The following is a 26,718-nucleotide window of genomic DNA, read 5'->3' on the forward strand; positions in this document are numbered from 1 at the left end:
CCGGCCTCGGTCACGGTATAGCCGGCACCGGTCAGCGCGATGCGGATCGCCATGCGCAGGCTGGCGGAATCATCTACGGCGAGAATGGAAGCGGTCATTGCAGCGGGACTCCGTGGAACCAGAAGGCGTTGTCGTCGGGGGTCATCGCGTCGGTGAACCCGCCGCGATGCAGAAGGGCGGTCAGCGCTTCGCCGGCGGGCGTGGACAGGCGGACCTCGCCGCCCTGCGCCGTGGCTTCGCTGCGGAGGCTATGGATCAGTTGCACGACGCTCAGGTCAGGCGCGGCAAGGGCGGAGACGTCGAGCAGCACATCGTCGCCGAGCGGCAGCGCGCGCAGGTCGTCCGCCACGGCAGCGACCGATGTCATGCTGAGGTCAGCAGGCAGGGAAAAGGTACACGTCATACGAATTCGACCCCGAAAAACCGGAGTCTTCGTCGCACGTAGCGATTAATATCGATTTAAATGCGCAATTCGCCTGTGGAATCGTGGATTCGCGGTCGCAAATTACGTGGCCGGGAAAATCCGGGCATTAACCATGCGTTGCGGATCGAACGGCGGCGGTCGCGCTTGCCGCGGCGGAACCGTCGGAGGCTGAATCCCGCAATAAATCGGACCCGGTGGGCAAAACGTCGGCTGCCCGCATTCGGGCGGGGCTTGGCGCGGTCGTGGCGACTCGCGTCAGCGCCGCGGCAGGCGGCGGGCAATCAGGACCAGGAGCAGGCCCAGGGCCGCAATCACCGATCCGCTGACGACCCAGAGATACTGGTCGATCATGAACGAACTGGCGGGCCAGCGGATGATTCCCATCCCCTGACCCAGCCAGAACAGTCCGACGAACGCAAAGATCGCACCTACGATCATCAATGTGCGCCGGACGATGCGCATATCAGCGCTGACCCACGGGCACGTAGTCGCGCTGCGTTGGGCCGGTATAGAGCTGCCGCGGGCGGCCGATCTTCTGTTCGGGGTCCGAGATCATCTCGTTCCACTGCGCGACCCAGCCGACGGTGCGGGCGAGCGCGAACAGCGCGGTGAACATGGTGGTCGGGAACCCGATCGCCGACAGGATGACGCCCGAATAGAAGTCGACGTTCGGGAACAGCTTCTTCTCGCGGAAGTAATCGTCGTTGAGCGCAATTTCCTCCAGCTGCAGCGCGGTTTCGAACACCGGATCGTTGACGCCAAGCGAGTCGAACACTTCGCGCACGGTCTTCTGCATGACGGTCGCGCGCGGATCGTAATTCTTGTACACGCGGTGGCCGAAGCCCATCAGGCGGAACGGATCGTCCTTGTTCTTCGCACGGGCGATATATTCCGGGATGCGGTCGGGGGTGCCGATCTCGCGCAGCATGTTGAGCGCGGCTTCGTTGGCACCGCCATGTGCCGGACCCCACAGGCAGGCGATGCCCGCCGCGATGCAGGCGAACGGATTGGCACCCGACGACCCGGCCAGACGCACGGTCGAGGTCGATGCGTTCTGTTCATGGTCGGCGTGCAGGATGAAGATGCGGTCGAGCGCCTTTTCGACGACCGGGTTCACTTCATATTCCTCCGCCGGCACGCCGAAGGTCATGCGCAGGAAGTTGCCGGTGTAGCTCAGGTCGTTCTTCGGATAGATGAACGGCTGCCCCACGCTGTACTTGTACGCCATGGCGGCGATCGTCGGCATCTTCGCGATCAGGCGATGCGACGCGACCATCCGCTGGTGCGGATCGGTGATGTCGGTCGAATCGTGGTAGAAGGCCGACAGCGCGCCGACCACGCCGCACATCACCGCCATCGGGTGCGCGTCGCGACGGAAACCCCGATAAAAGCCCGCCAGCTGTTCGTGCAGCATGGTGTGGCGGGTGATCGTGCCGGTGAACTTGTTCAGTTCGTCGCCCGACGGCAGTTCGCCGTTCAGCAGCAGATAGGCGACTTCCATGAAGCTCGACTCTTCGGCCAGCTGCCCGATCGGATAGCCGCGGTGCAGCAGCACCCCTTCATCACCGTCGATATAGGTCAGCGCCGAGTCGCAGCTCGCGGTCGAGGTGAAGCCCGGATCGTAGGTGAAGGTGCCGGTCTGGGCATAGAGCTTGCGGATGTCGATCACGTCGGGACCGATGGTGCCCGACCGTACCGGATATTGGACGTCCTTGCCCGCAACGTGCAGCTTAGCGTCTTCGGCCATTCGGCGTCTCCTGTTACGTTATGCGGCCGATTTGGCCATCTGGTCTTCGATGCGGCCCAGGCTTTCGGCGCGGCCGAGCAGGGCCAGTACGTCGAAAATGCCCGGTGAGGTGCGCGAACCCGTCAGCGCGGCGCGAAGCGGTTGCGCGGCGGCACCCAGCTTCAACCCCGCCGCCTCCGCCACTTCGCGTACCGCAGCTTCGATCGCCTCCGTATCCCATGCTGCGAGTGCGTCAAGCTTGGCGTGCAGCTGCGTAAGGATCGCGCGTGCTTCGGGCGTCAGCAGCGTGGTTGCGCCGTCGTCCATCGCCAGCGGGCGCGAGCGGAAAAAGAACGCTGCATTGGCTGCCAGTTCGTTGATGTCCGCCGCACGGACCTTCAGCACCGGCATGGCGCGTTGCAGCAGATCGCGGTCGATCCCTTGCGGAAGACGCTGCACGACCAGTTCAGTCAGGCGGACATCGTCTGCCTCGCGGATATAGTGGCCGTTGAGGTTCAGCAGCTTCTTCGTATCGAAACGGGACGGGGAACGTCCGACGCCGGACAGGTCGAACACCTCGGTCGCGCGCTCGCGGCTGATGATCTCTTCATCGCCATGCCCCCAGCCGAGGCGCAGGAGATAGTTGTTGAGCGCCTCGGGCAGGACGCCCAGTTCGTCGCGATAGGCCTCGACGCCCAGCGCTCCGTGCCGTTTCGACAGCTTCGCTCCGTCGGCGCCGTGGATCAGCGGGACATGAGCATAGACCGGATCGGGCCAACCGCCCTCTACCGTGTCCATCGCGCGGATCAGCGCGAGCTGGCGGAAAGCATTGTTGAGGTGATCGTCACCGCGGATGACATGGGTCACGCCCATGTCGTGATCGTCGACGACGACCGCGAGCATATAGGTCGGCGTGCCGTCGGAACGCAGCAGCACGAAATCGTCCAGCTCGGCATTGGCGACGGTGACGTCACCCTGCACCTGGTCGGAGATCGTGACCGCTCCTTCCTTCGGTGCCTTCAACCGGACGACGAACGGCGCGCCTGTCGGGGCATCCTCGGGCGAACGGTCGCGCCAGCGGCCGTCATAACGGATCGGCTTGCCGGCGGCGCGCTGTTCGTCGCGTAGCGCCGTCAGCTCCTCAGGCGTCGCGTAGCAGCGATAGGCGTGGCCGGCGTCGAGCAACTGGTGCGCGACCGCGGCATGGCGGTCGGCGCGGGCGAACTGGAATACGGCGTCGCCGTCCCAGTCGAGGCCGAGCCAGCGCATTCCTTCCAGAATGGCGTCGATCGCCGGCTGGGTCGACCGCGCGCGATCGGTATCCTCGATGCGCAGCAGGAACCGGCCGCCGTGGCGACGGGCATAGAGCCAGTTGAACAGCGCGGTGCGCGCGCCGCCGATATGCAGAAAGCCCGTCGGGGACGGTGCGAAACGGGTGACGACAGGCGTCGCGGAATTGGTTGCGCCCAAGCGCGGATACCCCCAGACATCGGGTGAAACATGATGGCCCATTCAGCCGCGACCGCCCCTAGCATGGCACCCGGCACGCTTCAAACCGTGCGCCCCCCGCATCGGTTCCTTGGCGCGATGGAGGCGCTGGCGGAGGCGGAACGGGGGCAATTGCCGCTGTGGATGCCGGTCGCGCTGGGGGCGGGTATTGCGGCATGGTTCGTGTTGCCGGGGCAGGGGGCGTGGGTCGCGTTCCTGTTGCTGGCACTGTCGATCGTGCTGGCGGGGGCCGTGCTGCCCTGGGGCACGCGCACCGCGCGGGCGGTGACGATGGCCGGGACGCTAGCGATGCTGGGCTGTGCGCTGGTGTGGTGGCGCGCCGAACGGGTCGCCGCGCCGGTGCTGGCCCGGCCGGTGGTGGCAGCGTTCGAGGGCATGGTCGAGCGGGTTGAGCCACTGCCGGCACGTGAGGCGGTGCGGCTGACGCTCAGACCCGACGTCGCCGCCGCATTGCCGCCGCGGATCCGCGTCAACCTGGCCGAACAGGATGTGCCGAGAGGCGTGGTTCCGGGCGCGCGGATCGCGCTCAGGGCGCGGTTGATGCCGCCGCCGACCGCCGCCGTGCCGAGCGCCTATGACTTCGCGCGGGCGGCGTGGTTTCAGGGGCTGGGTGCGACCGGGCGGGGCTTTGCGCCGGTGCGGGTGGTCGCTGCGGGTGATCCGGGCAATACGGCGCTGCGCGACCGGCTGACCCACCATATCCTGTCGCGGGTGGAGGGCAGCACTGGCGGGATCGCCGCTGCCTTCGTCACCGGTGACCGGGGCGCGATTGCCGAGGACGATGCCGAGGCGATGCGGCGGTCGGGCCTCGCCCATCTGTTGTCGATCAGCGGGTTGCACGTCACGGCGGTCGTGGTGGCGACGATGACGCTGGTGCTGAAGCTGCTGGCGCTGTTCCCGCCACTGGCGCTCCGGGTGCGGTTGCCGGTCGTGGCGGCTGGGGCGGGGGCGTGCGCCGCGCTGTTCTATACCTGGCTGTCGGGGGCGGACGTGCCGACAGTGCGGTCGTGCATCGCGGCGCTGCTGGTGCTGGCGGCGCTGTCGCTGGGGCGGGAGGCGATAACGCTGCGGATGATCGCGACGGGCGCGTTGCTGGTGTTGCTGGTCCTGCCGGAATCGCTTGCCGGACCCAGTTTCCAGCTGAGCTTTGTCGCCGTCACCGCGATCGTCGCGCTGCACGAGCATCCGGCGGTGCGCGGCTGGTTCCTGAAGCGTGAGGAGGCGATCGGCTGGCGGCTGCTGCGCGAGCTGGGGTCGCTGCTGCTGACCGGTGTCGCGGTCGAGGCGGCGTTGATGCCGATCGGTCTGTATCACTTCCACACCGCCGGGCTGTACGGCGCGCTGGCCAATATCTTTGCGATCCCGCTGACGACCTTCGTCACCATGCCGTTGGAGGCGCTGGCGCTGCTGCTCGATCCGGTCGGGTTGGGCGCGCCGGCATGGTGGGCGGTCGAGCGGTCGCTGGCGTTGCTGTTGTGGATCGCGCACCTGGTATCGTCGGCGCCGGGGTCGGTCGCGGCGCTGCCGGCGATGCCCGACGGAGCGTTTGCGCTGATGGTCGCGGGCGGGTTGTGGATCGCGCTGTGGCGGACGCGATGGCGACGCTGGGGCGTCGTGCCGTTGATTGCGGGGGCGGTCTGGGCCTTGGCGACGCCTGCGCCCGATTTGCTGGTGACGGGGGACGGTCGGCATCTGGCGTTGGCGACCGACGATGGCGGCATGGCGATATTGCGCGACCGGGCGGGGGAGTATGTCCGATCGACGCTGGGCGAGGGCGGCGGCGTGATCGGCGAACTCCCGCCGCTGTCCGAACAGCCCGGCGCCCGGTGCAGCCCGGACCTGTGCATCGCGCGGCGGACGGCCGGTGGACGGATGTGGACGATCCTCGCCACACGGAGCGGCTATGCGGTGCCGTGGGCGGAGTTGATCGTCGCCTGTGCCCGTGCCGACATCGTGGTCAGCGAGCGGCGGCTGCCCGACAAATGTACCCCGCGCTGGCTGAAGCTCGACCGCGCGACGCTGGCGCGGACCGGCGGCGTGGCGGTGACGTTATCGGCCGGGCGAGTGACGACGGTGCGACGCGGCGGGCAGCATCCATGGGAAGCGCCGCCGACGATCGGGCCGCCGCGCCTGCCCTATCGCGAGCGGCGGAACGGGCGGAACGGTGGCGTCTCCGACGCCCGCCGATGATCGTTGATCGCAACCCGTGCGCAGACGAACGCGAACCATGCGATCAGCGCACTTCCGATCCCGAACGCCCAGGGCAGCGGTAACCGGGGGGCGAACAGCGCGAGGATCGGCAGCACCGCAACCGATCGCATGGCGCCGCTGCGCGCGGTCCAGTGGCGCCCGATCATCGTCAGAGCCGCGGCAGGGTCACGCCGCGCTGGCCCATATATTTCCCGGCACGGTCGGCATAGCTGGTGCCGCAGGGCTGGTCGCCCTTCAGGAACAGGAACTGGCACGCGCCTTCGTTGGCGTAGATTTTGGCGGGCAGCGGGGTGGTGTTGGAAAACTCCAGCGTCACATGACCTTCCCATTCCGGTTCCAGCGGGGTCACGTTCACGATGATGCCGCACCGGGCATAGGTCGACTTGCCGAGGCAGATGACCAGCACGTCGCGGGGCACGCGGAAATATTCGACGGTGCGGGCCAGCGCAAAACTGTTGGGCGGAATGATGCACACATCGGTCTTGCGATCGACGAAGCTGTTCTGGGCAAAGTCCTTGGGGTCGACCACCGCCGAATCGACATTGGTGAAGATCTTGAACTCGTCCGACACCCGCGCGTCATAGCCATAGGACGACAGGCCGTAGCTGATGCAGCCCTCGCGCCGCTGCGATTCGACGAAGGGTTCGATCATCCCCGTCGCCAGCGCCTGTTCGCGAATCCAATGGTCCGACAGGATGGTCATGCTTTTCCCCCAATGCCCAGATCGCCCGGCCCGAAGGCGTGCGGCAACAGATCGGCCAGCCGATGCGTCTCGATGTCGCCGCCGCCAAGGCCGGAACAGTAAACCGCCAGATCGCGCCCGCCCATCTGGGCCGCTTCGTTCAGCACCTGCCGGCAGCGGCCGCAGGGACGGATCGGCGCGGTATCCGCTTCGCCCATCCGCCCGCCGACGATGCCGACCGCGACGATCTGGTCGAGCTTGCCAGCACCGCTGGCGGTCGCGGTCGCGACCGTTTCGGCGCACAGCGACAGGCCGTAGCTGGCGTTTTCGAAATTGGTGCCGGTGACGATCGACCCGTCGGTCAGCAGCAGCGCGGCCCCGACGGCGAAGCGCGAATAGGGCGCGTGGGCATGGGCGGCGGCGGCGCGTGCCGCCTCGATCAATTGGGCGGGTTCGGTCATTGGGCGGCTACACTCCAGGCGACAGGATGGGCGACGCCATCGACGTTGCGCGCGGGGTTCGCCTGCCACATCCGCCACGGCCGCGCCAGATAGTCGGGTTCGAAGAAACGGCGCGTCGCCCATAGCGGCCGGACGATCGCCTCGCTCACCCGATATTCGCGTTCGAACGCGGGTGAAATGCGCAGCATCATCGGCCGCCCGTCATGATATTCGGCGGGGCCGAGAAACCCGCGGATGGCGGTCATCACCTGCGCACGGGTCGGCCGCACGTCGCAGTCATCGGCGAAGTCGAGCGCCAGGGTGGCGGGCAGCGCGTCGGCGGCACGCGGCACGGTGGTCAGATAGGCGGTCACCTGATCGGCGGTCGGTTCGCACAGCGAAAGGACGTGCAGCGCGCCGTGGCGCAGCCCGGCATCATGCGCGCCGTTCCAATTGGCCTCGAACGCCGGATCACGGGTCGCACCGTTCGAGGCGGTGACGAAGGCGAAGTCCGCTCCGCGCGCCCGCACCATGCCCCAATCGACCGGGCCGCTGCCGGCCGAAACCGTCAGGCCCTGCACGGGAAAGCGTTTCTGGTCCGGATGCCAGCCAAGTGCCCACCGCCACGCCATGATGAACAGCAGTGGGAGCAGGACCAGCAGGATCGCGATATTCCGGTTCTTGGTCATCCCTTGATATGCAGCACGCAGATCAGGGTGAACAGGCGGCGGGCGGTGTCGAAATCGATTTCGACCTTGCCGTCCAGCCGTGCGCGCAATGCCTCCGCCGCTTCGTTGTGGATGCCGCGACGGGCCATGTCGATCGTCTCGATCTCGTGCGGGGTCGCCTGGCGGATGGCTTTGTAATAGCTGTCGCAGATCGCGAAATAGTCGCGGATCGGACGGCGCAGCCGCGCCATGCCCAGTACCAGCGTTTCGACCAGCGTGCCGTCTTCGCGCGATATGTCGATCGCCAGCCGCCCCTCCGGCACCGACAGCGCGACGCGATAGGGACCGGCATAATTGTCCGGCGTCTCGCGTTGCGGGGCGAAGTGATTCGCCTCCAGCAGGTCGAAGATCGCGATGCGGCGTTCCTGTTCAATGTCGGCACTGCGCCACAGGATCGTGCGCTCGTCGAGGGTGACATCGATGATCCGCGGGTCGGCCATCCGCCGCACTTAGCGAGTTGTCGGTCGTTTCCCCAGCCCCTTTCGCTTGCCGCGAAACGCCGGGAATGGGAGAGGGGGATATGGCTACTGTTCACAGCATCGGCGGGGGTACTCCCCCGCAACCCCCGCGCGTGCCCCACAATGTCGATGCGGAGGCCGCCCTGCTGGGCGCGATGCTGATCGACAACGGCCTTGCCGACGACATGGTCGAGCGGCTGGACATCGAACATTTCTACGATCCCGCGCACGCCCGCATCTTCGAACGCATCCGCGACGTGCGCCGTACCGGCATGATCGCCAGTCCCGTGACGCTTCGGCCGATGTTCGATGGCGACGAATTGCTCGCGCCACGCGGCGGCACGCAATATCTGGTGGAGATTACCGGCAGCAACGCCAGCCTGATCGGCGCACGACAGTTCGCGCAGCAGATCTACGACCTGGCGCAGCTGCGCGCGCTCATCACCGTTGGCCGCACGCTGGTGGAAAATGCCACCGACACCTCGACCGAGGTCGATCCCAAGAAGCAGATCGAGGCGGCGGAAGAGGCGCTGTTCAAGGTCGCGGCGGAGGGGACGACCGCCAATGCGGTCAAGTCGTTCGCGCAGGCGACGACCATGGCGGTCCGCATGGCCGAACGGGCGATGAATTCGGGCGGCGGCCTGTCTGGCGTCACCACCGGCCTCGATTCGGTCAACGGCCGGATCGGCGGTATGCACCACAGCGATCTCATCATCCTGGCCGGCCGTCCCGGCATGGGGAAGACGTCGCTCGCCACCAACATCGCCTTCAATGCGGCGCAGCGGTACATGGACGACCAGCGCGCGGGCATGGAAAAGGGCAAGTCGGTCGGCGCGAAGGTCGCGTTCTTCAGCCTCGAAATGTCCGCCGACCAGCTCGCGACGCGTATCATGGCAGAGCAGGCGGCGATCAGTTCCGAAGCGCTCCGCATGGGCAAGATCCGCAAGGAGGATTTCACCCGTCTCGCCAATGCCGCCGCCGATCTGGAGCAGTTGCCGCTCTATATCGACGATACCGCCGGCCTTTCCATCTCCGGCCTGCATACCCGCGTTCGCCGGTTGCAGCGCAAGCTGGATGGCGAGCTGGGGCTGGTGGTCGTCGACTATCTTCAGCTGTTGCAGGGATCGGGCAAGGGCAGCGACAACCGCGTGCAGGAAATCTCGGAGATTTCCCGCGGATTGAAGACGCTGGCCAAGGACATCGGTGTGCCGGTGATGGCGCTGTCGCAGCTGTCGCGCGCGGTCGAACAGCGCGAGGACAAACGGCCGCAGCTGTCCGATCTACGCGAATCCGGCTCGATCGAGCAGGACGCCGACATGGTGTGGTTCGTGTACCGTGAGGATTATTACGTCGCGGCGAAGGAGCCGAAGCGCCCGCGTGACGGCGACGACGCAAAGATTTTCGAGGATCACGCCAAATGGGCGATGGATATGGAACGGGTCTATGGCCTGGCCGAGCTTATCATCGCCAAGCAGCGTCACGGCGCGACGGGGAAGGTCACCCTGAAGTTCGAGCCGCAGATCACCAAGTTCAGCGATTATGCCGGCGGCGGGTTCAGCGGGCTGGAGGAATAGGGGACTATCTCGTCATGCCAGCGAAGGCTGGCATCGCTTCGCGATAGTGCGCGGCAAGGCCGTTCGAGACCCCGGTCTGCTCTGGGGTGACGGCAGCAGGTCGGAACGCTGGAAAGCCCAAAAGAAATGGGGAGGCGCCGCGCGGGCACCTCCCCAGTCGTTCCGCTCCGGGGCTTAGATGCGGAACAGCACGCCGACCACGATACGACGGTCGTTCAGGAAGCTGAACCGGTCGTACAACTGGCCGCTGGCATCGATATAGGACCGCGCCTTGCTCTTGGTGTCGAGGATGTTGGCGATCGATCCGCGGATCTGCAGGTTGTCGATGTTGAACTTCAGCGAGGCGTCGAGGAAGCCGGCCGCCGAGTTGTAGATCGGGTTGCCCGTCACATAATCACGATATGTCGTCAGGTACGACGAACGCCAGTTATAGGCGAGCCGCGCCTCGACGATCTTGTCCTGATAGATGCCGACCGCGTTGGCGATGTGCTTCGACTGGCCCAGCAGGTCGTCGACGCCCCAGCGGAACACGGTGGTCACGTCGTCCGGCACGCCGTCGCCATCGCTGTCCACGCCATTGGCGGGCGGCGTCGTCTTGGCATCGATGAACGTGTAGTTCCCCTGGAACCCCAGATGCTTCAGCGGTCCGGGCAGGAAGTCGAAGAACTGCTGATAGCCGATCTCGACGCCCTTCACGGTCGCCTTCGCCTGGTTCACCGGACCGTTATAGATGATCGGCACCTGCCGCCCATCCAGCGTCACCGATCCCAGCGGCAGGTCGCCATTGGTAATGATGTTGCGCAGATCCTTGTAGAAGCCCGCGACCGACAGATAGCCGCCCTTGAAATACCATTCGTACGACAGGTCGAAGCTGTCGGCGGTGGTCGGTTTCAGGAACGGGTTGCCGCGGCTGACGCGGATTTCGGCCGGCGTGATGCTCTGCGCACCGCGATCGATGCCGAACAGCGGATCGTTGCGATCGGTGATCTGCGGGAACGCGATACGGGTGACCGTGGGCACATATTCCTGCGACGCGCGCAGGTCCTGCACGTTCGGCCGGCTCAACCCCTTGCTATAGGCGGCGCGGAACAGCATCTCGCGGTTCAGGTTCCATTTCAGGTTGAACGACGGCAGCCAATGCTCGTCCTTCAGCTTGAGGGTGCGCGGGATGGCGTTCTGTGCGGCATAGGCCACCGTCTGTGGCAGGAAGTCGCGTGGATCGTCGCGGCTTTCCGCATCGTCGGTGCGGGTACGTACGCCGTTGGTGACCGCCGGCGTCTGGATGTCTTCGACGAACGGGCGGAACGCCTGGAAACCCGAGGAGTCGAGATCGGTGCGAACGTAGCGGACGCCGATATTGCCATCGACCGACATGTCGTTGTCGAACTCATGCTTGAAATCGACGCGGACATAGGCGTTGCGCGTCTTTTCGGCGATGTTCGACGTGTCTTCCGGACGGAAGATCGGATTGCCGAAGCGCGAACCGTCCGACGTGCCGCGCGGAACCCAGCCGTAGTTGTTGTTCGCCAGCTGTGGTTCGCTGTTCAGATAGTTGCGGAAGTTCGCATAGCTCGACAACAGGTCTTGGTTCACGAACACGAACGAATTGTTCGCGCCCTGCACAACGCCGCCACGGAAGAAGTCGTTGAAGCTGACCGCCTCGAACCCCTTTGACGGGTTCTGGAAGGTGCCGGCCACCGCGAAGCCGCCGCGGCCGTCCCATGCCGGCGCGATCGAGCCCCAGTTGAGTGCCATTTCCGAGTTGACCTGGCTGCGTTCCGAATAACGCGCGCCGAATTTCACGCTGTCGAACCAGCTGGCCAGACCTTCGCCGCCCGACACGTCATAGGCGAGGTCGCCACGGAAGGCCTTCAGGTCGCCGGTGCCGACCTGGAACTGATCGGCGGCGAACTGCCACGTCGACCCGTTGAAGTCGGCGGTGCTGGTCGGCGTCGGGATGAATACGCCGGCGGTGGTCCCGCTGGCGGCGCTATCGCCGGTGAAGCGAGTATTGCCCGGATTGAACCGGTGCTGCGGGTCGATCAGGAATTCGATCGACGGATTGTCGAGGTCGTGCCGGATTTTCCAGTTGAGATAGGTGTTCATCCCGCCCCAGATCGAGCGCTGGCGCGCGTCGGCCTTGGTGTACTGACCGTCGAGGGTGATGAACAGGCGGTCGGTCGCGTTCCATTTCAGGTTGAGGCTGAAATCCTCGGTCGTCGCTTCCTCGATCTTGCCGATGCCGAGCGAACCGACCGGCGAACCGCGCGCGCCGGTCCACGAATCGGCGTTGTTGGTGACATAGCCCGATTCCATCAGGCCGCCGCGCACCGGGATCAGCCGTTCGCAGTCACCGGGATTGGACGGGAAGCCACCGGGGCCGCTGCACATCGGGGTGCCGGCCGAACCCCAATTCTTGTTGATGACGATATCCGACACGCCGGCGGTGGTGCCGGTGTCGTGTTCGGGGAACCATTCGAAGGTGCGTTCGATGCTGTTGATCTTGTTTTCGGCGCGAATGTACTTGCCGGTCAGCTGAAGGCCATCGGTCTTCCACTGGGCCGCGACGTAATAGCTGATGCGTTCGCGATCGACATCGTTCGTGCGCAGCTGGAAACCGGGGGTGATGCCGACGATCTGCGACGGATCGACACCGGTGAACTCGTTGACCTTGTTCGCGCCCGTGAAAGTCGTTTCAGGCACCTGGCCCGCGGCGTTCAGCACGCGCGGCATCGGCGCGTTCTGCTGCCAGCCATGGATGCGCGAATCGAGGCGCGAGCGCGAATAGGAGCCGAGGATGCCGAATTCGCCGATCCCGGTGTTCCAGCGCTTGCCCGCGGTGATGCTGGCCTGTGGCGACCATTTCTTGCGCAGGTCGGAATAGGTGCCGTCGACCGCGACGACGAACAGGTCCTTCTTGCTGTCGAACGGTTCCAGCGTGCGCAGGTTGATCGACCCGCCGATGCCGCCTTCGATCAGGTCGGCGCTCTGATTCTTGTACACGTCGACGCCGCCGACCAGTTCGGGCGGGATGCTGGAGAAGTCGAGGCTGCGGCCGCCATTTGCCGAAAAGGCGTCACGCCCGTTGAATTCCGACCGTACGAAGCCGAGGCCGCGCACGAGGTTGCCGCGACCTTCGGGTGAGGGGAAGTCGGGGCTGGCGCCGCCGGTGGGGAAGCGCGAGATGGTGACGCCGGGAATACGGCCGATCGCTTCGGCGACCGACAGATCGGGCAGGGTCGCGATGTCCGATGCGGTGATCGAATCGACGAAGGTCGACGACTTGCGCTTGATTTCCTTGGCCGATTCCAGCGCGGCCCGAATACCGGTGACCACGATTTCGGTGTCGGTGGTCGTCTGCGGCCCCTGCGAGGTGACGGCCGGTTCGCCTTCCGGATCGGTCGCGGCGGTCTGTGCCGCGGCGATCGATGGCGTCAGTGCCAAGGTCAGCGCCGACGTCGCCATCAGCAGGCACTTGGCCGAGCCGGAGCGCAAGCGGAATCCCTGTGTTCTCATCGCAATATCCCCTCCCTGAAGCGGTCCGTTGTTCCGGCCGTCCTGGTTTCCCCTGTGTCCGGTCCCTTTCGGTCGAATATCGTGGCGTGACACGACGTCGACCGACAGGATCGGCTACGATTCACCGCATAACTGATCCAATTTAGTCGGACAAGATAGCGGTAACATTTTTCATGACTACGTTGACAATTTCGTACGAAACCGCCCTTTCATAAGGGAGGAACATTGATCTCAACTGTGACTATTGTTGCGATGCGGCAAATTATTCCGGTTGTAATTGAAATCGACATGTATTGTTAAAGGGACGGCTGGGGGTCGAGTGATGCGGGTGGAGGCATTTGTCGGGGTTGATGCCATATGACCAGCGACCGGATCGCTTCGGTCTGCATCGTCGGTGGCGGCACGGCGGGGTGGATGACCGCCGCTGCGCTTGCGAACAGGTTGGCAGGTCTGAACGTCGCGGTTCGGCTGATCGAATCGGAGGAGATCGGCACGGTCGGCGTCGGTGAAGCCACGCTGCCGCATATCCGGGCGTTCAATACGACGCTGGGCATCGCCGAACCGGAACTGATGCGCGCGACCGAAGCGACCTACAAGCTAGGTATCGAGTTCCGCGACTGGGGCCGAATCGGCGACCGCTATATCCATCCGTTCGGCAATTACGGGCCGAGCGACGACGCCATCCCCTTCTATCACCAATGGCTGCGGCTGCGTGGCCTGGGAGATGCCGGTCGGCTGGACGATTATTCGTATCCGATCGTCGCCGCCGAACAGAACCGCTTCCGTCATCCTGCCAGCGTGCCCGGACGGGTCGAATCGAGCTTCGGCTATGCCTATCAGTTCGACGCCGCGCTCTACGCCAGGTTCCTGCGCCACTATGCCGAAGCGCGGGGTGTCGAGCGGATCGAGGGGAAGGTGGTGGATGTCGCACTGGATGGCGAGAGCGGCTTCGTCCGCACCGTCACGCTGGCCGATGGGCGCGTGACCGGTGGTGAGCTGTTCATCGATTGTTCGGGGTTTCGCGGCCTGTTGATCGAGGGCGCGTTGCAGTCGGGCTATGACGACTGGAGCCGGTGGCTGCCGTGCAACCGTGCCGTGGCGGTGCCGACCGAGAGCCGTGGGCCGCTCGGCCCCTATACGCGGGCGACGGCGCGGACGGCGGGGTGGCAATGGCGCATCCCGTTGCAGCACCGGGTCGGCAACGGCCATGTCTATTGCAGCGACTTCATCTCGGACGACGATGCGCAGCAGCAGCTGGTCGATAATCTCGACGCGCCGATGCAGGCGGAGCCACGCCGGTTGCGTTTCACGACGGGGCGGCGGCGCGATTTCTGGAAACGCAACGTCGTGGCGATCGGACTGGCCGGCGGGTTCCTCGAACCGCTCGAATCGACGTCCATCCATCTGATCCAGGACGGGATCACCGAGTTGCTGGCGCTGTTCCCCGATCAGGGATTCGCGGCGGAGGATGTCGACGAATATAACCGGCGGATGGCGCTGCATTACGAACGGGTCCGCGACTTCCTGCTGCTGCACTATGTCGCGACGCAGCGTGACGACAGCCCGATGTGGCGCCATTTCCGCGCGCTGGCCCTGCCCGACAGTCTGCAGCACAAGATCGATCTGTGGCGGACGCGGGGCTATATCGTACCCTATCAGTTCGGACTGTTCCTGCCGCCCAGCTGGGTCGCGGTGATGGTGGGGCAGGGGCTGGTGCCCGATGCCCATGACCCGCGGGTCGCAGGAATCGACGCCGGCGCGCTGGCGAAGCGGGCGGCGGCGCTCAGGGCGGAGGTCGCGGACGCGGTACGCGCGACCCCGGATCATGCCGACTATATCCGGCGATCGCCCGCCGCCGCCGGGTTGGCCGCGTAATGGCTGACATGGACGCTGGTGCGTCGATTGGGCGGGTGCTGGTCTGTGGCGATGGGTTGGCGGCGCGGATGACGCTGGCGGCGCTGGCGCGGCAATTGCCGGCTTCGACCGCGATCGCATGGGTACGCGCCGGCGAGCAGGAGGCGAACGACCTGTTCTATGGCAACGTCACCGGGCCGTCGGCCTATGCCTTCAACCTGTCGGCGGGGGTGGATGAGCGGCAGGTGATGCTCGACAGCGCGACGGCCTTTTCCTGGGGCACGCGCTATGCCGGCTGGGGCGCGGGGCAGGCGTGGATGCAGTCGTTCGCGCTGCCCTTTCCGGTCGTCGATGGCGTGCAGTTCCACCAATATCTGGGGTTGGCCGGCGCGGGAGGGATCGATCCGTTCGTCGCCGGATTGCAGGCGGCGCGGCGGGGCGTGTTCGTGCATCCGCCGCGCGCCGCCGCCGACGGTACGCCGCACCCGCTGTCGCGCGCCGAATATGGCTATCAGTTCGATCCGGCGGACTATGCGCGATTGTTCGCGGTAGCGGACCGGGTAGAGCGGGTCACCGGTCGCTTGGCCGTGGTCGAGGTGACGGACGGCCGGATCGCGGGCGTGGCCATGGACGACGGGCGCGTCGTGACCGCCGACCTCTATCTCGACGTATCGGGGCCGGATGCGCGGCTGCTGTCCGCGGTGGCCGACGACGCCCCGGCCGGACGCCGGATCGCGATCGCGACAAGCGACCTGCCATCCGATGATCAGGCACCGCTCAGGACGGTGCGCGCCACGGACCGGGGATGGGAAAGCGATACCCCGCTGAAAGGACGCACCCGGCGGACGGTCGTCGGCGCAGCCGGCGATGTGGCGGGGGCGGAGGCGATCGTCGGACGACGCCGCCATGGGTGGATCGGCAACTGCGTGGCACTGGGGCAGGCGGCGGCTGTGATCGAACCGCTGACGCCCGCGCCGATGCTGCTGCTGGAGCGGGATATCGAGCGGTTGCTGACGCTGATCCCGGTATCGGCGGCGAAGGTTGTCGAGGCGGCGGAATATAATCGCCGCTTCGTCGAGGATTACGACCATGCCGCGCTGTTCCAGCAGGCGTTCTTTGTTGCGGACGGACTGCCGGATGGTGCCTATTGGCAGGCGGCACGCGGCGAACCCGTTGCCGAGAAGCTGGCGCGCAAGCTGACCATGTTCGAACGGCGTGGGGTGCTGGTCGCCTATGATCTCGAACCCTTTCATCCGGAGGACTGGTTGATCCTGCAGATGGGCATGGGCCGTCGTCCGGCACGGCACGACCCGCTGGCGGCCCGTGCGGACAAGGCGCAGGTCGCGGCGTTCCTGTCCAACATGGCGCGGGAGATCGAACAGGGGGTGGCGACGCTGCCCCCGGCGCGCGTCTATCGCACGCAGCTGGAGCAATATCTGCGAAAGGCCGCATCGTGAGCGCGCCGCTGCTCCGCCGGATCGTGATCGTCGGCGGCGGGTCGGCGGGATGGATGACCGCTGCCGCACTGTCGAGCCTGCTGGACCCGAAGGACGTCGCGATAACGCTGGTCGAATCGGATGCGATCGGCACGATCGGCGTAGGTGAGGCGACGATCCCCGACATCCTGGCCTTCAACCAGATGCTTGGCGTGAACGAGGCCGAGTTCATGGCCGCGACGCAGGCGACGTTCAAGCTGGGGATCGAGTTCGTCGACTGGGGCGCGATGGGCGACCGCTATATCCATCCGTTCGGCCAGCATGGCGTCGACATGCAGGGGATCGATTTCCATCAATATTGGCTGCGCGCGCGCGAGGACGGCGCAACCGATCCCATCGAGGCATACAGCCTGTGCGCGGTGGCGGCACAGGCCGGGCGGTTCGCGTTGCCCGATCCCAATCCACGGTCGGTTCTGTCGCAGATCCGCTATGCCTATCATTTCGACGCGACGCTCTATGCCGCCTTCCTGCGGCGTTATGCCGAGGCGCGCGGCGTCGTGCGGTTCGAGGGGATCGTGGGGCAGGTTCGGCAGGATGCGCGCGGCGACATTGCCGGGCTGACGCTGAACGCCGGGCAGACGGTCGATGGCGATTTCTTCTTCGACTGTACCGGGTTCCGTGCGCTGTTGAGCGGCGACACGCTCGGCGCCGGGTTCGTCGACTGGAGCCAGTGGCTGCCCTGCGATACCGCGCTGGCGGTGCCGAGCGGCCATGCCGCGCCGCCGGCGCCCTATACCCGGTCGACCGCGCGCGACGCCGGGTGGCAATGGCGCATCCCGACGCAGCGCCGGGTCGGCAACGGCCATATCTTTGCGAGCTCCTTCCAGTCGGAAGAGGCGGCGCGCGACGTGCTGCTCGCCAATCTCGACGCGCCGCCGCTCGCCGATCCGCGCCGCATCGCGTTCAAGGCTGGATGCCGCGAGGCGTTCTGGCAGGGCAACTGCATCGCGATCGGGCTGGCGGCCGGGTTCCTTGAACCGCTGGAATCGACGTCGATCTATCTCATCCAAGAGGGGATCAGCCGCTTCATCTCGCTGTTCCCGCGCGGCGACATTCCCGACATCCTGCGTACCGAATATAATCGCCATATGCGGACCGAGTTCGAGCAGGTGCGCGACTTCATCATTCTGCATTATGCGGCGACGACCCGCGACGACACGCCGTTCTGGAACTATTGCCGGACCATGACCCTGCCCGATACGCTGCTGCACAAGATCGCGTTGTTCCGCGAAACCGGGCGCGTGTTCCGCTATAATGACGAACTGTTCGCTCGGCCGAGCTGGGTCGCGGTGATGCTGGGGCAGGGGATCGTGCCCGTCGCGTCCGACCCGATCGTCGCCAACCTGCCGCGCAACGATGTCGCGCACAGCCTGGCGTCGATGCGGAGCGCCATGGCGGCAGCGGTGCAGCGGATGCCGACCCATGCCGAGTTCCTGTCACGCTATTGCCCGGCGGCGGCGGCATGAAGGACGGCAATATCCGCAGCATCACCATCGTCGGCGGCGGCACCGCCGGGTGGATGGCGGCCGCTGCCTTCTCGCGCATCCTGTCGGGCAGCGGCATCGCGATCCGCGTGGTCGAATCCGAAGCGATCGGAACGGTCGGCGTGGGCGAGGCGACGATCCCGCATATCCAGTATTTCAACCGTCTGCTGGGCATCGACGAGGACGAGTTCGTCCGACGGACCTGCGCCACCTTCAAGCTCGGCATCGAGTTCGTCGACTGGGGTCGGATTGGCGAACGCTATATCCACCCGTTCGGCAGCTATGGGCAGGAGATGGAGGGCCTGCACTTCCATCATTTCTGGTACCGGCAGGCACAGATGGGCGGGGCGTTGCCGCTCGACCGCTACAGCATCGGCGTCGGCGCGGCGCGGGCGGGCAAGTTCCAGCGTCCCGACCATAGCCGGCCGGGATCGCCGCTGGGCGGCATCTCCTACGCGTTCCAGTTCGATGCCGCGCTCTATGCCCGGTTCCTGCGCGAACGGGCCGAGGCGGCGGGTGTGGAGCGGATTGAGGGACGGATCGTCGATGTCGCGCTGAACGGCGCGAACGGCCATGTCGATCATGTGATGCTGGACGATGGCCGCAGCGTGGGCGGCGATCTGTTCATCGACTGCTCGGGCTTTCGCGGGCTGCTGATCGAAGGGGCGCTGAAGGCCGGCTATGACGACTGGCGCGCATGGTTGCCATGCGACCGCGCGGTGGCGCGGCCGTGCGTGCGGGTGGCCGATCCGACGCCCTACACCCGCGCGACAGCGACCAGCGTCGGGTGGCGCTGGCGCATCCCGCTCCAGTCGCGCACCGGCAACGGTCATGTCTATTGTTCGGACCACGTCGATGACGAAACCGCGCTGGCGATGCTCGACGCGGGGCTGGACGGCGCGCCGCTGGCCGGGCCGAATTTCCTGCGCTTCACTGCGGGCGTGCGGCGCAAGGCGTGGGACCGCAACGTCGTCGCGCTGGGGCTGGCGTCGGGATTCCTCGAACCACTCGAGTCGACCTCGATCCACCTGATCCAGTCAGGGATTGCCCGGCTGCTGACCAACTTTCCCGACCGCTCGTTCAACCAGCCCGACATCGATTATTACAACCGGCGGACGCGCGCGGAATATGAACAGATCCGCGACTTCCTGATCCTGCATTACAAGGCGACCGCGCGCGACGACAGCCCGTTCTGGCGCCGGTGCCGCGACATGGTGATCCCCGAATCGCTGGCGGAGCGGATCGCGATCTTTCGCGAGAATGCACGGCTGTACCGCCACGATAACGAACTGTTCAGCGAGACGAGCTGGCTGGCGGTGCTGCATGGGCAGAACATTGCGCCCAAGCGCCACCATCCCATCGCCGACCTGCTGAGCGATGCCGAACTGGACGACCGCATGACCCGGATCGCGGCGGCGATGGATTCGGGGGTGCGGGCGATGCCGGACCATATGGCGTTCATCGATCGCCACTGCCGCAGCATGGATCAGTGAACGTTATCAACGTCAGGTACGTGCCGCTGGCCATCGAATACCGTAAAAGCTGTGGAACCGGTTACATTGGCCTTTACAGCGCTGTCATATCTACTTAGCCTCCGCGTCAATTAAGCAGACAAAACCGCGGAGGGGATGGTGCATGGCCATAGCGGAGGGTGTTGGACGTCGCAGTCGCGCGTCGGTCGATGGCGGGATGACCGTCCGGCTGAGCGCATTGATGTTCATGCAGTTTTTCATCTGGGGGGCGTGGCAGGTCACGCTCGGTCTGGTGATGCAGACGGTCGGTATCGGCAACCTGATCGGTGACGCGTTCTCGATGGGGCCGATCGCGTCGATCGTCGGATCGCTGCTGCTGGGCATGGTCGCCACGCGCTATGTCGCGCCCAAGATGCTGATGGTGATCCTGCATCTGGTCGGTGGCGTGCTGCTGTTCCTGATGCCCTCGCTCATCACGCCCGAACGCGGCGGCACGTTCGTCTGGCTGCTGCTCGGCTATATGATCCTCTACATGCCGACCGTCGGCCTCGCGAACACGATCGCGCTGAAGAGCTTTGGCGAGCGGACGGATAATTTCCCGTTTGTGCGCGCGTTCGGTACGATCGGCTGGATCGCGTCGGGCCTCATCATCGGGTGGGCCGGACTGTCGGCCAGCCCGCAGATCTTTACCGTCGCGGCGGTCGTGTCGGTGGCGCTCGGCCTGTACAGCATCACCCTGCCGACGGTCGAAGCGGACAAGCCGCAGGGCGGCAGCGTGCTACGCCAGGTGTTCTGCGTCGAGGCGTTCGGCCTGATGAAGCAGAAGTCGTTCCTGATCTTCATCCTGTGCGCCACCCTGATCTCGGTGCCGCTGGCGATGTATTATGCCTATGCCTCGCCCTATGTTGGGGCGGCGGGGATCGAGAATGTCGGCGGTACGCTCGCCATCGGGCAGATGTCCGAACTGGTCTTCATGTTCTCGATGCCGTGGCTGTATCGCCGCTTCGGGGTGAAGCCGCTGCTGCTGGTCGGCATGGCCGCATGGGCGCTGCGCTATGCGCTGTTCGCGATCGGAGACGGCGGGTCGGGCCTCTGGGCGGTGTATCTGGGCGTCGCCCTGCATGGCGTGTGCTACGATTTCTTCTTCGTCGCCGGCGCCATCTACACCGGCATCATCGCCGCGCCGAAGGGCGTGAATGCGCAGGCGCAGGGGATGCTGACGCTGTTCACCTATGGCGTCGGGATGTTGCTCGGATCGCAGATCGGCGCCCTGCTCTATGCGCAGCTGCCGGCCACCCCGACCATCGCCGACTGGCAGGGCATGTGGGTCTATCCCGCCGTCGCCGCCGCCGCGATCGCGCTGCTGTTTCAACTGACCTTCCGTGACGACCGCAAGGAGACGCTGGCATGACGGGAATGAAGGGACCGGGCATCTTCCTCGCCCAGTTCATGGGCAACGAAGCCCCGTTCGACAGCCTTGAGAACATGGCCGAATGGGCCGCCGGGCTTGGCTATGTCGGGGTGCAGATTCCGTGCGACAGCCGGCTGATCGACCTGAAGACCGCATCGGAAAGCCAGGATTATTGCGACGAGCTGACCGGCAAGCTGGCCGAGCACGGCATCGAGGTGACCGAGCTGTCGACCCATTTGCAGGGGCAGCTGGTGGCGGTCCATCCCGCCTATGACACGCTGTTCGACGGCTTTGCGCCGGCGCAAGTCCATGGCAAGCCTGCCGAGCGGCAAATCTGGGCGGTCGATCAGGTCAAGATGGCGGCAAAGGCCAGCGCGAAGCTGGGCCTGAAGGCGCACGCGACCTTTTCCGGCGCGCTTGCCTGGCCCTATGTCTATCCATGGCCGCAGCGTCCGGCGGGACTGGTCGAGGAAGCGTTCGCCGAACTGGCGCGGCGCTGGACCCCGATCCTCGACGTGTTCGAGGAGAATGGCGTGCATTGCGCGTTCGAGGTCCATGCTGGCGAGGACCTGCACGACGGCGCCACCTGGGAGCGCTTTCTCGAGGCGGTTAAGGGCCATAATGCCGCGCGGCTGCTGTTCGACCCGTCGCATTATGTGCTGCAACAGCTCGACTATCTCGACTTCATCGACCGCTATCACGACCGCATCTCGTGCTTCCATGTGAAGGATGCGGAGTTCAATCCGACCGGCCGGTCGGGCGTCTATGGCGGGTACCAGAACTGGGTCGATCGCGCCGGGCGCTTCCGCTCGCTGGGCGATGGGCAGGTCGATTTCTCGGGCGTGTTCAGCCGCATGGCGCAATATGGCTATGACGGCTGGGCGGTGCTGGAATGGGAATGCGCGCTGAAGAATTCGGCGGACGGCGCGGTCGAAGGGGCGCCGTTCATCGAGGCGCACATGATTCGCCTGACCGAGCATCCGTTCGATGATTTCGCCGCGAGCGGTGTCGATCGCGCCGCGATCCGCACGCTGATGGGACTGTCGCCGGAATGAGCGCGAAGCGACCCCTGAAGCTCGGCATGGCCGGTGGTGGCGAAGGTGCGTTCATCGGCGCGATCCACCGTCATGCGGCGGCGATGGACGGTGACTGGCAACTGGTCGCGGGTACGTTCAGCAGCGATGCCGGCCGCAACGCGCGCAGCGGCGATGCGCTCAATCTCGATCCCGCACGGGTCTATGGCGACATACACGCGCTGATCGCGGGCGAACTGGCCCTGCCGGCGGGCCAGCGGATCGACGCGCTGGCGATCGTGACGCCCAACCACCTGCACGCACCGATGGCGATCGCCGCGCTGGAAGCCGGGATCAACGTCTTCTGCGAAAAGCCGATGGCGATGAGCAGCGACGAAGCGCGTGCCATCGCCGCCGCCGCACGGGCGAGCGGCGCGAAATTCGCGCTGGCCTTCACCTATAGCGGCTATCCGCTGGTCGAGGAGGCACGTGCGCGGGTCGCGCGCGGCGATCTGGGCAAGATCCGAGTCGTGCAGGTCGAATATCTTCAGGGCTGGCTGAGCCTGCCGATTGATGGCGATGGCAACAAGCAGGCTGAATGGCGGACCGATCCGGCCAAGGCGGGGCTGGGTGGGTGCCTGGGCGACATCGGCACCCATGCCTTCCACCTTGCCGAGCATGTCGCGGGCGTCCGGGTCGACACGCTGTCGGCCGATCTGACGGCGCATGTCCCCGGCCGGCGGCTGGACGATGACGTCAGCGCGCTGCTGCGCTTCGATGGCGGGGCGCGGGGCACGCTGAAGGCCAGCCAGGTCGCGGCGGGCGAGGAGAACGGCCTGAAGCTGCGCGTGTCGGGGGAACGCGGCACGCTCGAATGGGCGCAGATGGAGCCGAACACGCTGACGTTGCGCTGGCTCGACCGGCCGATCGAGGTCGTGCGTGCCGGGGGGCCGGGGCTGGGGGCGTCGACGCAGGCGCTGCTGCGTACACCTTCGGGTCATCCGGAGGGCTATATCGAGGCATTTGCCAATCTGTATCAAGGCTTTGCCGCACAGATTCGGGGTGACGACACGCGGTTCGTGCCGGGGCTGACCGACGGCCTGCGCACCATGGCCTTTATCGAGGCGATGATCGCGAACGCCGCGTCCGACGCCAAATGGACCCATGTATCGGGAGAGAGTCGATGAAATATCTGATGGGAATTGCCATCGCCGGGGCCGGCGCGACCGTCGCGCTGCTCGCCACCGTCACGCCGACGACCGCGCAGACGCCGGCACCGGCCGCGTTCAACGCGTGCAAGGCATGTCATACGGTCAACAAGGGCGGGCGCAACGGCATCGGCCCGAACCTGAACGGCGTGGTCGGCCGGCCCGCCGCATCGGTCGCGGGCTTCAACTATTCGCCGGCGTTGAAGGCGTCGAAGCTGCGCTGGGACGCGAAGACGCTGGATGAATATCTGACGGCCCCGACCAAGAAGGTGCCGGGCACGCGGATGCCGATCGCGACGCCCGACGCGGCGAAGCGCGCGGCGATCATCGCCTATCTGACGTCTGCCAAATGAACGGCGTGTCGCGACGCACGGTGATGGCGGGCGGCGCGGCGGCGACGCTGGCGGTCGGCGTCGGCGCGGCACAACGACCGCCGTCGAACGCGGCGCGCTTCTCGCTCAAGTTCGCGCCGCACGAGGGCAGCTTCGCCAGCAGGGGCGGGCGGATCGAACAGATCGCCTATGCCGCCGATCAGGGCTTTACCGCGTGGGAGGATAACGAGGCGGGCCTGCGCAGCGTTGCCGAGCAGACCGCGATGGCCAAGGCGCTGCAGCAGCGCGGCATGACGATGGGGGTATTCGTCGCCTCCATGCCGAAATGGGCGCAGTCGCGACCGATCCTGGGCGCGACCGATGGTGCGGAGCGCGAGGCGTTCCTCAACGACATCCGCGCCTCGATCGACGTCGCCAAGCGGCTGTCGGCAACGCGAATGACGGTGGTGACCGGCTTCCTCGATCCGCGCGTGCCGCTGGACATCCAGACCGCGCGGGTGATCGACGTGATGCGCCGCGCGGGCGAAATCGTCGCGCCGCACGGCATCGCGATGGTCATGGAGCCGCTCAATACGCGCACCAACCATCCCGGCGTCTATATGCAGACCGTCGCGCAGGGCTATGCCGTCGCGCGCGGTGCAAACAGTCCGGGCGTAAAGGTGCTGGCCGATCTGTATCACGAACAGATTCAGTCGGGAAATTTGATCCCGACGCTCGACGCGTGCTGGGACGAGATCGGCTATATCCAGTTCGGCGACACTCCGGGCCGCAACGAGCCGGGCACGGGCGAGATCAACTATGCGACGATCGTCCGCTGGCTGCGCGACAAGCGTTATGCCGGGGTGATCGGCATGGAACACGGCAATTCTATCAAAGGTCGCGCGGGCGAGGAGGCGCTGGTCGCCGCCTATCGCCGGATCGATCAGGCTTAACAGGGGGAGGGACGGATGACGCTCCGCACGATGGTTGCGCTTGGCGCGACATTGATAACGCTCTCAACGTCCGGCATCGCGCAGGACAAGCCGGGGTTCAAGGATACGCCGATGCTGCCCGGCGGGCAGTGGCGGGTACATGACGCCGACCGGCCTGCGCCGGTGGTGGTAACCCCTGCGAAACAGGTGGGCGGTGCGCCGTCCGATGCAGTGGTGCTGTTCGATGGGCGCTCGCTCGACGCGTGGACGCCGCAGCGCATGGCGTGGCCGATCAAGGACGGCGCGATGACGGTGCCGGCCCGCGCCACCGCCGGGGGTGAGAACGCGCTGGTGACGAAGCAGAGCTTCGGCGACGTGCAGCTCCATCTGGAGTTTCGCAGCCCTAACCCGCCGACCAAATCGTCGCAGGATCGCGGCAATAGCGGCATATGGTTCATGCAGCGCTATGAGGTGCAGATCCTCGATGGCTATCGCAACCCGACCTATGCCGATGGCACGGTCGGGGCGGTGTACGGCTTCAAGCCGCCACTCGCGAACGCGTCGCGTGCGCCCGGCGAGTGGCAGAGCTACGACATCGTCTTCGAACGGCCGCGTTTCGGCGCCGACGGGTCGCTGGTGCGTCCGGCCTATGTCACCGCGTTCCTGAACGGGGTGCTGGTGCAGAATCATCAGGCGATGCTGGGCACGACCGTATGGCGGCAGGTCGCGAAATATACGGCGCATGGCGACGCCGCGCCGATCCAGTTGCAGGACCATGATTCGCCGGTGTCGTTCCGCAACATCTGGGTCCGTCCCTTGCCCGAAGCCGCGATCGCGCAGGATCTGAAGGAGAATATGAAATGATCGATCGCAGGACGGCGCTGGCCGGCGTCGCGGCGATGTTCGGTACCGCGCTCTATGCCCCGCTCGCACGCGCGGCGGGGGCGAGCGGGCCGGTCACGACGCCGGTGCCCGCCATCAGCGAAGGGCCGCCGAGCGCGGCGGTATTCACCGGCGCACAGCGTGCGGCGATGACGGCGCTCACCGAACGCATATTGCCGACCACCGACACGCCGGGCGCGATCGCCGCCGGGGTACCGCAATATATCGAAAAGCTGCTGGCAGACTGGTCCTATCCCGCCGAACGCGTGCCGATCATCGCCGGGCTGGACGCGATCGAGGCGAAGTCGATGGCCGACTATCGCGTATCGACCGCCAAGGCGACGCCGGCGCAGCAGGACGCGCTCCTGACGCTGGCGATGAACGGGCAGATCACGGGGGGCAAGACCTTCTTCGAAGCGTTCCGCCAGCTGGTCATCGCCGGTTATTATACGTCGGAAATCGGCATGACGCAGGAACGCGAATATCTGCCGGTGCCCGGCGAATATGACGGCGCCTTTCCCTATTCCAAGGTCAACAAGGTCTATAGCGCATGATGATCGATCGCAGGAACCTCCTGATCGGGGCGGGCGGCGTTGCCGCGCTCGCCGCCACCCGTACCGCCTCGGCCGCACAGATCGGCGCGGTGGGCATCCAGCTCTATACTGTGCGCGACCTGTTCCAGAAGGACCCGGTCGCCACGCTGACCTCGATCGCGAAGATCGGCTATCGCGAGGTCGAATATGGCGGTGGCGGTTATGACTCGATGGACCACAAGATGCTTCGCCGGACGATGGACCGGCTGAAGCTGAAGTCGCCGTCGGTCCATATCGGCTATGACGCGCTGCTGGGGTCGTTCGATAAGCAGGTCGCGATGGCAAAGACGCTGGGCGCCGACACGGTGATCCTGCCGTACATGACCGATCAGTATCGCAACGAAGCCGGTTGGACGCAGGCGCTGCCCAACATCAACCGCTTCGCCCGCGACCTGCGCCAGGCGGGCTTGGGCTTTGCCTATCACAATCACGATTTCGAATTCACGGTGAAGCCGGGCGGGATCAGCCTGTACGAACGGCTGTTGAAGGAAACCGACCCGTCGCTGGTGAAGGTCGAACTCGATCTCTACTGGGTCGGCCATGCCGGCGAGGATGTCGGCGGCTGGATCGACCGGCTCGGCCCGCGCCTTTATGCCTATCACGTCAAGGACATGCGCGCCGATGGCAGCATGTGTGCGGTGGGCGCCGGCAAGACCGATTTCGCCGCGCTGTTCCGCCGCCCCGGCAGCAAGGGCGTGCGCCATTTCTATGTCGAGAACGACCAGGCGCCCGCGCCCTATCTGCCCGATATCACGACCAGCTACCGGACGCTCCGCGCCCTGCGCTACTGAATA

Annotated in this window: 24 protein-coding genes and 1 pseudogene; 14 read left to right on the forward strand and 11 right to left on the reverse strand. The window is 65.9% G+C overall.

Annotated elements, in window-relative coordinates:
• The 5 genes and pseudogenes from QZ755_RS00005 to gltX form a co-directional block, all read right to left on the reverse strand.
• Nucleotides 1-98: pseudogene (locus QZ755_RS00005) on the reverse strand (response regulator); the annotation flags it as partial.
• Nucleotides 95-403, reverse strand: a complete 309-nt coding sequence (locus tag QZ755_RS00010) for an STAS domain-containing protein (protein ID WP_294318110.1) — start codon at nucleotides 401-403, stop codon at nucleotides 95-97. The gene QZ755_RS00010 and the pseudogene QZ755_RS00005, both read right to left, overlap by 4 nt.
• Nucleotides 404-679: 276 nt before the next feature.
• Nucleotides 680-862, reverse strand: a complete 183-nt coding sequence (locus QZ755_RS00015) for a hypothetical protein (protein ID WP_294318113.1) — start codon at nucleotides 860-862, stop codon at nucleotides 680-682.
• Nucleotides 863-887: 25 nt separating this feature from the next.
• Nucleotides 888-2,171 carry a citrate synthase gene (locus QZ755_RS00020; protein WP_294318116.1) on the reverse strand — a complete coding sequence of 428 codons (1,284 nt, stop codon included), beginning with the start codon at nucleotides 2,169-2,171 and terminating at the stop codon, nucleotides 888-890.
• Between the two features lie 18 nt (nucleotides 2,172-2,189).
• Nucleotides 2,190-3,620, reverse strand: a complete 1,431-nt coding sequence (gltX, locus tag QZ755_RS00025) for a glutamate--tRNA ligase (RefSeq protein WP_294318119.1) — start codon at nucleotides 3,618-3,620, stop codon at nucleotides 2,190-2,192.
• Between the two features lie 63 nt (nucleotides 3,621-3,683).
• Between gltX and QZ755_RS00030 the strand changes: the two genes are divergently transcribed.
• Nucleotides 3,684-5,849, forward strand: coding sequence for a ComEC/Rec2 family competence protein (locus tag QZ755_RS00030; RefSeq protein WP_294318121.1), 2,166 nt, complete (start codon nucleotides 3,684-3,686; stop codon nucleotides 5,847-5,849).
• On the opposite strand, the gene QZ755_RS00035 is transcribed toward QZ755_RS00030, so the two are convergent.
• Genes QZ755_RS00035 through QZ755_RS00055 form a run of 5 tightly spaced genes read right to left on the reverse strand, consistent with a single transcriptional unit; the run spans nucleotide 5,795 to nucleotide 8,160 of the window.
• A complete protein-coding gene (locus QZ755_RS00035) occupies nucleotides 5,795-6,016 on the reverse strand; it encodes a hypothetical protein (RefSeq protein WP_294318122.1) in 222 nt (73 codons plus the stop codon). The two genes, QZ755_RS00030 and QZ755_RS00035, sit on opposite strands and share 55 nt — an antisense overlap.
• A 2-nt stretch (nucleotides 6,017-6,018) precedes the next feature.
• Complete coding sequence (gene dcd, locus QZ755_RS00040) at nucleotides 6,019-6,573, reverse strand: dCTP deaminase (RefSeq protein ID WP_056450640.1); 555 nt, start codon at nucleotides 6,571-6,573, stop codon at nucleotides 6,019-6,021.
• Nucleotides 6,570-7,013, reverse strand: coding sequence for a cytidine deaminase (locus tag QZ755_RS00045; protein ID WP_294318136.1), 444 nt, complete (start codon nucleotides 7,011-7,013; stop codon nucleotides 6,570-6,572). Before QZ755_RS00045 ends, dcd begins: the two co-directional genes overlap by 4 nt.
• A complete protein-coding gene (locus QZ755_RS00050; protein ID WP_294318139.1) occupies nucleotides 7,010-7,681 on the reverse strand; it encodes a GH25 family lysozyme in 672 nt (223 codons plus the stop codon). Before QZ755_RS00050 ends, QZ755_RS00045 begins: the two co-directional genes overlap by 4 nt.
• The gene (locus QZ755_RS00055) at nucleotides 7,678-8,160 is read right to left on the reverse strand and encodes a UPF0262 family protein (RefSeq protein WP_294318142.1); all 483 of its coding nucleotides are present in this window, start codon (nucleotides 8,158-8,160) and stop codon (nucleotides 7,678-7,680) included. Before QZ755_RS00055 ends, QZ755_RS00050 begins: the two co-directional genes overlap by 4 nt.
• Nucleotides 8,161-8,240: 80 nt before the next feature.
• On the opposite strand from QZ755_RS00055, the gene QZ755_RS00060 reads away from it, so the two are divergent.
• Complete coding sequence (locus QZ755_RS00060; RefSeq protein WP_294318144.1) at nucleotides 8,241-9,752, forward strand: replicative DNA helicase; 1,512 nt, start codon at nucleotides 8,241-8,243, stop codon at nucleotides 9,750-9,752.
• Between the two features lie 174 nt (nucleotides 9,753-9,926).
• Here the strand turns inward: QZ755_RS00060 and QZ755_RS00065 are convergent, their stop codons facing one another.
• Nucleotides 9,927-13,268 carry a TonB-dependent receptor gene (locus tag QZ755_RS00065; protein ID WP_294318147.1) on the reverse strand — a complete coding sequence of 1,114 codons (3,342 nt, stop codon included), beginning with the start codon at nucleotides 13,266-13,268 and terminating at the stop codon, nucleotides 9,927-9,929.
• A gap of 357 nt (nucleotides 13,269-13,625) precedes the next feature.
• Here QZ755_RS00065 and QZ755_RS00070 point away from each other — a divergent pair, with 357 nt between their 5' ends.
• The 12 genes from QZ755_RS00070 (at nucleotide 13,626) to QZ755_RS00125 (ending at nucleotide 26,715) form a co-directional block, all read left to right on the forward strand.
• Nucleotides 13,626-15,143, forward strand: a complete 1,518-nt coding sequence (locus QZ755_RS00070) for a tryptophan halogenase family protein (protein ID WP_294318150.1) — start codon at nucleotides 13,626-13,628, stop codon at nucleotides 15,141-15,143.
• A gap of 8 nt (nucleotides 15,144-15,151) precedes the next feature.
• Nucleotides 15,152-16,579 (forward strand): tryptophan 7-halogenase, encoded by a 1,428-nt coding sequence (locus QZ755_RS00075; protein WP_294318153.1) that lies wholly within the window; start codon nucleotides 15,152-15,154, stop codon nucleotides 16,577-16,579.
• Complete coding sequence (locus QZ755_RS00080) at nucleotides 16,576-18,084, forward strand: tryptophan halogenase family protein (RefSeq protein WP_294318155.1); 1,509 nt, start codon at nucleotides 16,576-16,578, stop codon at nucleotides 18,082-18,084. Before QZ755_RS00075 ends, QZ755_RS00080 begins: the two co-directional genes overlap by 4 nt.
• Complete coding sequence (locus QZ755_RS00085; protein ID WP_294318157.1) at nucleotides 18,081-19,595, forward strand: tryptophan halogenase family protein; 1,515 nt, start codon at nucleotides 18,081-18,083, stop codon at nucleotides 19,593-19,595. Before QZ755_RS00080 ends, QZ755_RS00085 begins: the two co-directional genes overlap by 4 nt.
• Before the next feature lie 142 nt (nucleotides 19,596-19,737).
• The gene (locus tag QZ755_RS00090) at nucleotides 19,738-20,985 is read left to right on the forward strand and encodes an MFS transporter (RefSeq protein WP_294318159.1); all 1,248 of its coding nucleotides are present in this window, start codon (nucleotides 19,738-19,740) and stop codon (nucleotides 20,983-20,985) included.
• A complete protein-coding gene (locus QZ755_RS00095; RefSeq protein ID WP_294318161.1) occupies nucleotides 20,982-22,040 on the forward strand; it encodes a sugar phosphate isomerase/epimerase in 1,059 nt (352 codons plus the stop codon). The genes QZ755_RS00090 and QZ755_RS00095 overlap by 4 nt, the downstream gene beginning before the upstream one ends.
• Complete coding sequence (locus tag QZ755_RS00100; protein ID WP_294318164.1) at nucleotides 22,037-23,185, forward strand: Gfo/Idh/MocA family oxidoreductase; 1,149 nt, start codon at nucleotides 22,037-22,039, stop codon at nucleotides 23,183-23,185. The genes QZ755_RS00095 and QZ755_RS00100 overlap by 4 nt, the downstream gene beginning before the upstream one ends.
• Nucleotides 23,182-23,559 (forward strand): c-type cytochrome, encoded by a 378-nt coding sequence (locus tag QZ755_RS00105; protein WP_294318167.1) that lies wholly within the window; start codon nucleotides 23,182-23,184, stop codon nucleotides 23,557-23,559. Before QZ755_RS00100 ends, QZ755_RS00105 begins: the two co-directional genes overlap by 4 nt.
• A 5-nt stretch (nucleotides 23,560-23,564) precedes the next feature.
• Nucleotides 23,565-24,470 (forward strand): TIM barrel protein, encoded by a 906-nt coding sequence (locus QZ755_RS00110; protein ID WP_294318169.1) that lies wholly within the window; start codon nucleotides 23,565-23,567, stop codon nucleotides 24,468-24,470.
• A gap of 15 nt (nucleotides 24,471-24,485) precedes the next feature.
• Nucleotides 24,486-25,313 (forward strand): DUF1080 domain-containing protein, encoded by an 828-nt coding sequence (locus QZ755_RS00115; RefSeq protein WP_294318172.1) that lies wholly within the window; start codon nucleotides 24,486-24,488, stop codon nucleotides 25,311-25,313.
• Nucleotides 25,310-25,885: a gluconate 2-dehydrogenase subunit 3 family protein gene (locus tag QZ755_RS00120; protein ID WP_294318174.1), complete on the forward strand. Its 576-nt coding sequence runs from the start codon at nucleotides 25,310-25,312 to the stop codon at nucleotides 25,883-25,885. Before QZ755_RS00115 ends, QZ755_RS00120 begins: the two co-directional genes overlap by 4 nt.
• A complete protein-coding gene (locus QZ755_RS00125; RefSeq protein ID WP_294318177.1) occupies nucleotides 25,885-26,715 on the forward strand; it encodes a sugar phosphate isomerase/epimerase in 831 nt (276 codons plus the stop codon). Before QZ755_RS00120 ends, QZ755_RS00125 begins: the two co-directional genes overlap by 1 nt.
• Nucleotides 26,716-26,718: the final 3 nt, after the last annotated feature.

It is taken from the genome of uncultured Sphingomonas sp. (assembly GCF_913776855.1).
GTDB lineage: Bacteria > Pseudomonadota > Alphaproteobacteria > Sphingomonadales > Sphingomonadaceae > Sphingomonas.

Excerpts from the sequence above, each read along its gene's own strand:
- QZ755_RS00010 (WP_294318110.1), bottom strand. The coding sequence starts at position 403 with ATGACGTGTACCTTTTCCCTGCCTGCTGACCTCAGCATGACATCGGTC.
- QZ755_RS00015 (WP_294318113.1), bottom strand. The coding sequence starts at position 862 with ATGATCGTAGGTGCGATCTTTGCGTTCGTCGGACTGTTCTGGCTGGGT.
- QZ755_RS00020 (WP_294318116.1), bottom strand. The coding sequence starts at position 2,171 with ATGGCCGAAGACGCTAAGCTGCACGTTGCGGGCAAGGACGTCCAATAT.
- QZ755_RS00030 (WP_294318121.1), top strand. The coding sequence starts at position 3,684 with ATGGCACCCGGCACGCTTCAAACCGTGCGCCCCCCGCATCGGTTCCTT.
- QZ755_RS00035 (WP_294318122.1), bottom strand. The coding sequence starts at position 6,016 with ATGATCGGGCGCCACTGGACCGCGCGCAGCGGCGCCATGCGATCGGTT.
- dcd (WP_056450640.1), bottom strand. The coding sequence starts at position 6,573 with ATGACCATCCTGTCGGACCATTGGATTCGCGAACAGGCGCTGGCGACG.
- QZ755_RS00045 (WP_294318136.1), bottom strand. The coding sequence starts at position 7,013 with ATGACCGAACCCGCCCAATTGATCGAGGCGGCACGCGCCGCCGCCGCC.
- QZ755_RS00050 (WP_294318139.1), bottom strand. The coding sequence starts at position 7,681 with ATGACCAAGAACCGGAATATCGCGATCCTGCTGGTCCTGCTCCCACTG.
- QZ755_RS00055 (WP_294318142.1), bottom strand. The coding sequence starts at position 8,160 with ATGGCCGACCCGCGGATCATCGATGTCACCCTCGACGAGCGCACGATC.
- QZ755_RS00060 (WP_294318144.1), top strand. The coding sequence starts at position 8,241 with ATGGCTACTGTTCACAGCATCGGCGGGGGTACTCCCCCGCAACCCCCG.
- QZ755_RS00065 (WP_294318147.1), bottom strand. The coding sequence starts at position 13,268 with ATGAGAACACAGGGATTCCGCTTGCGCTCCGGCTCGGCCAAGTGCCTG.
- QZ755_RS00070 (WP_294318150.1), top strand. The coding sequence starts at position 13,626 with ATGACCAGCGACCGGATCGCTTCGGTCTGCATCGTCGGTGGCGGCACG.
- QZ755_RS00075 (WP_294318153.1), top strand. The coding sequence starts at position 15,152 with ATGGACGCTGGTGCGTCGATTGGGCGGGTGCTGGTCTGTGGCGATGGG.
- QZ755_RS00085 (WP_294318157.1), top strand. The coding sequence starts at position 18,081 with ATGAAGGACGGCAATATCCGCAGCATCACCATCGTCGGCGGCGGCACC.
- QZ755_RS00090 (WP_294318159.1), top strand. The coding sequence starts at position 19,738 with ATGGCCATAGCGGAGGGTGTTGGACGTCGCAGTCGCGCGTCGGTCGAT.
- QZ755_RS00095 (WP_294318161.1), top strand. The coding sequence starts at position 20,982 with ATGACGGGAATGAAGGGACCGGGCATCTTCCTCGCCCAGTTCATGGGC.
- QZ755_RS00100 (WP_294318164.1), top strand. The coding sequence starts at position 22,037 with ATGAGCGCGAAGCGACCCCTGAAGCTCGGCATGGCCGGTGGTGGCGAA.
- QZ755_RS00105 (WP_294318167.1), top strand. The coding sequence starts at position 23,182 with ATGAAATATCTGATGGGAATTGCCATCGCCGGGGCCGGCGCGACCGTC.
- QZ755_RS00115 (WP_294318172.1), top strand. The coding sequence starts at position 24,486 with ATGACGCTCCGCACGATGGTTGCGCTTGGCGCGACATTGATAACGCTC.
- QZ755_RS00120 (WP_294318174.1), top strand. The coding sequence starts at position 25,310 with ATGATCGATCGCAGGACGGCGCTGGCCGGCGTCGCGGCGATGTTCGGT.
- QZ755_RS00125 (WP_294318177.1), top strand. The coding sequence starts at position 25,885 with ATGATCGATCGCAGGAACCTCCTGATCGGGGCGGGCGGCGTTGCCGCG.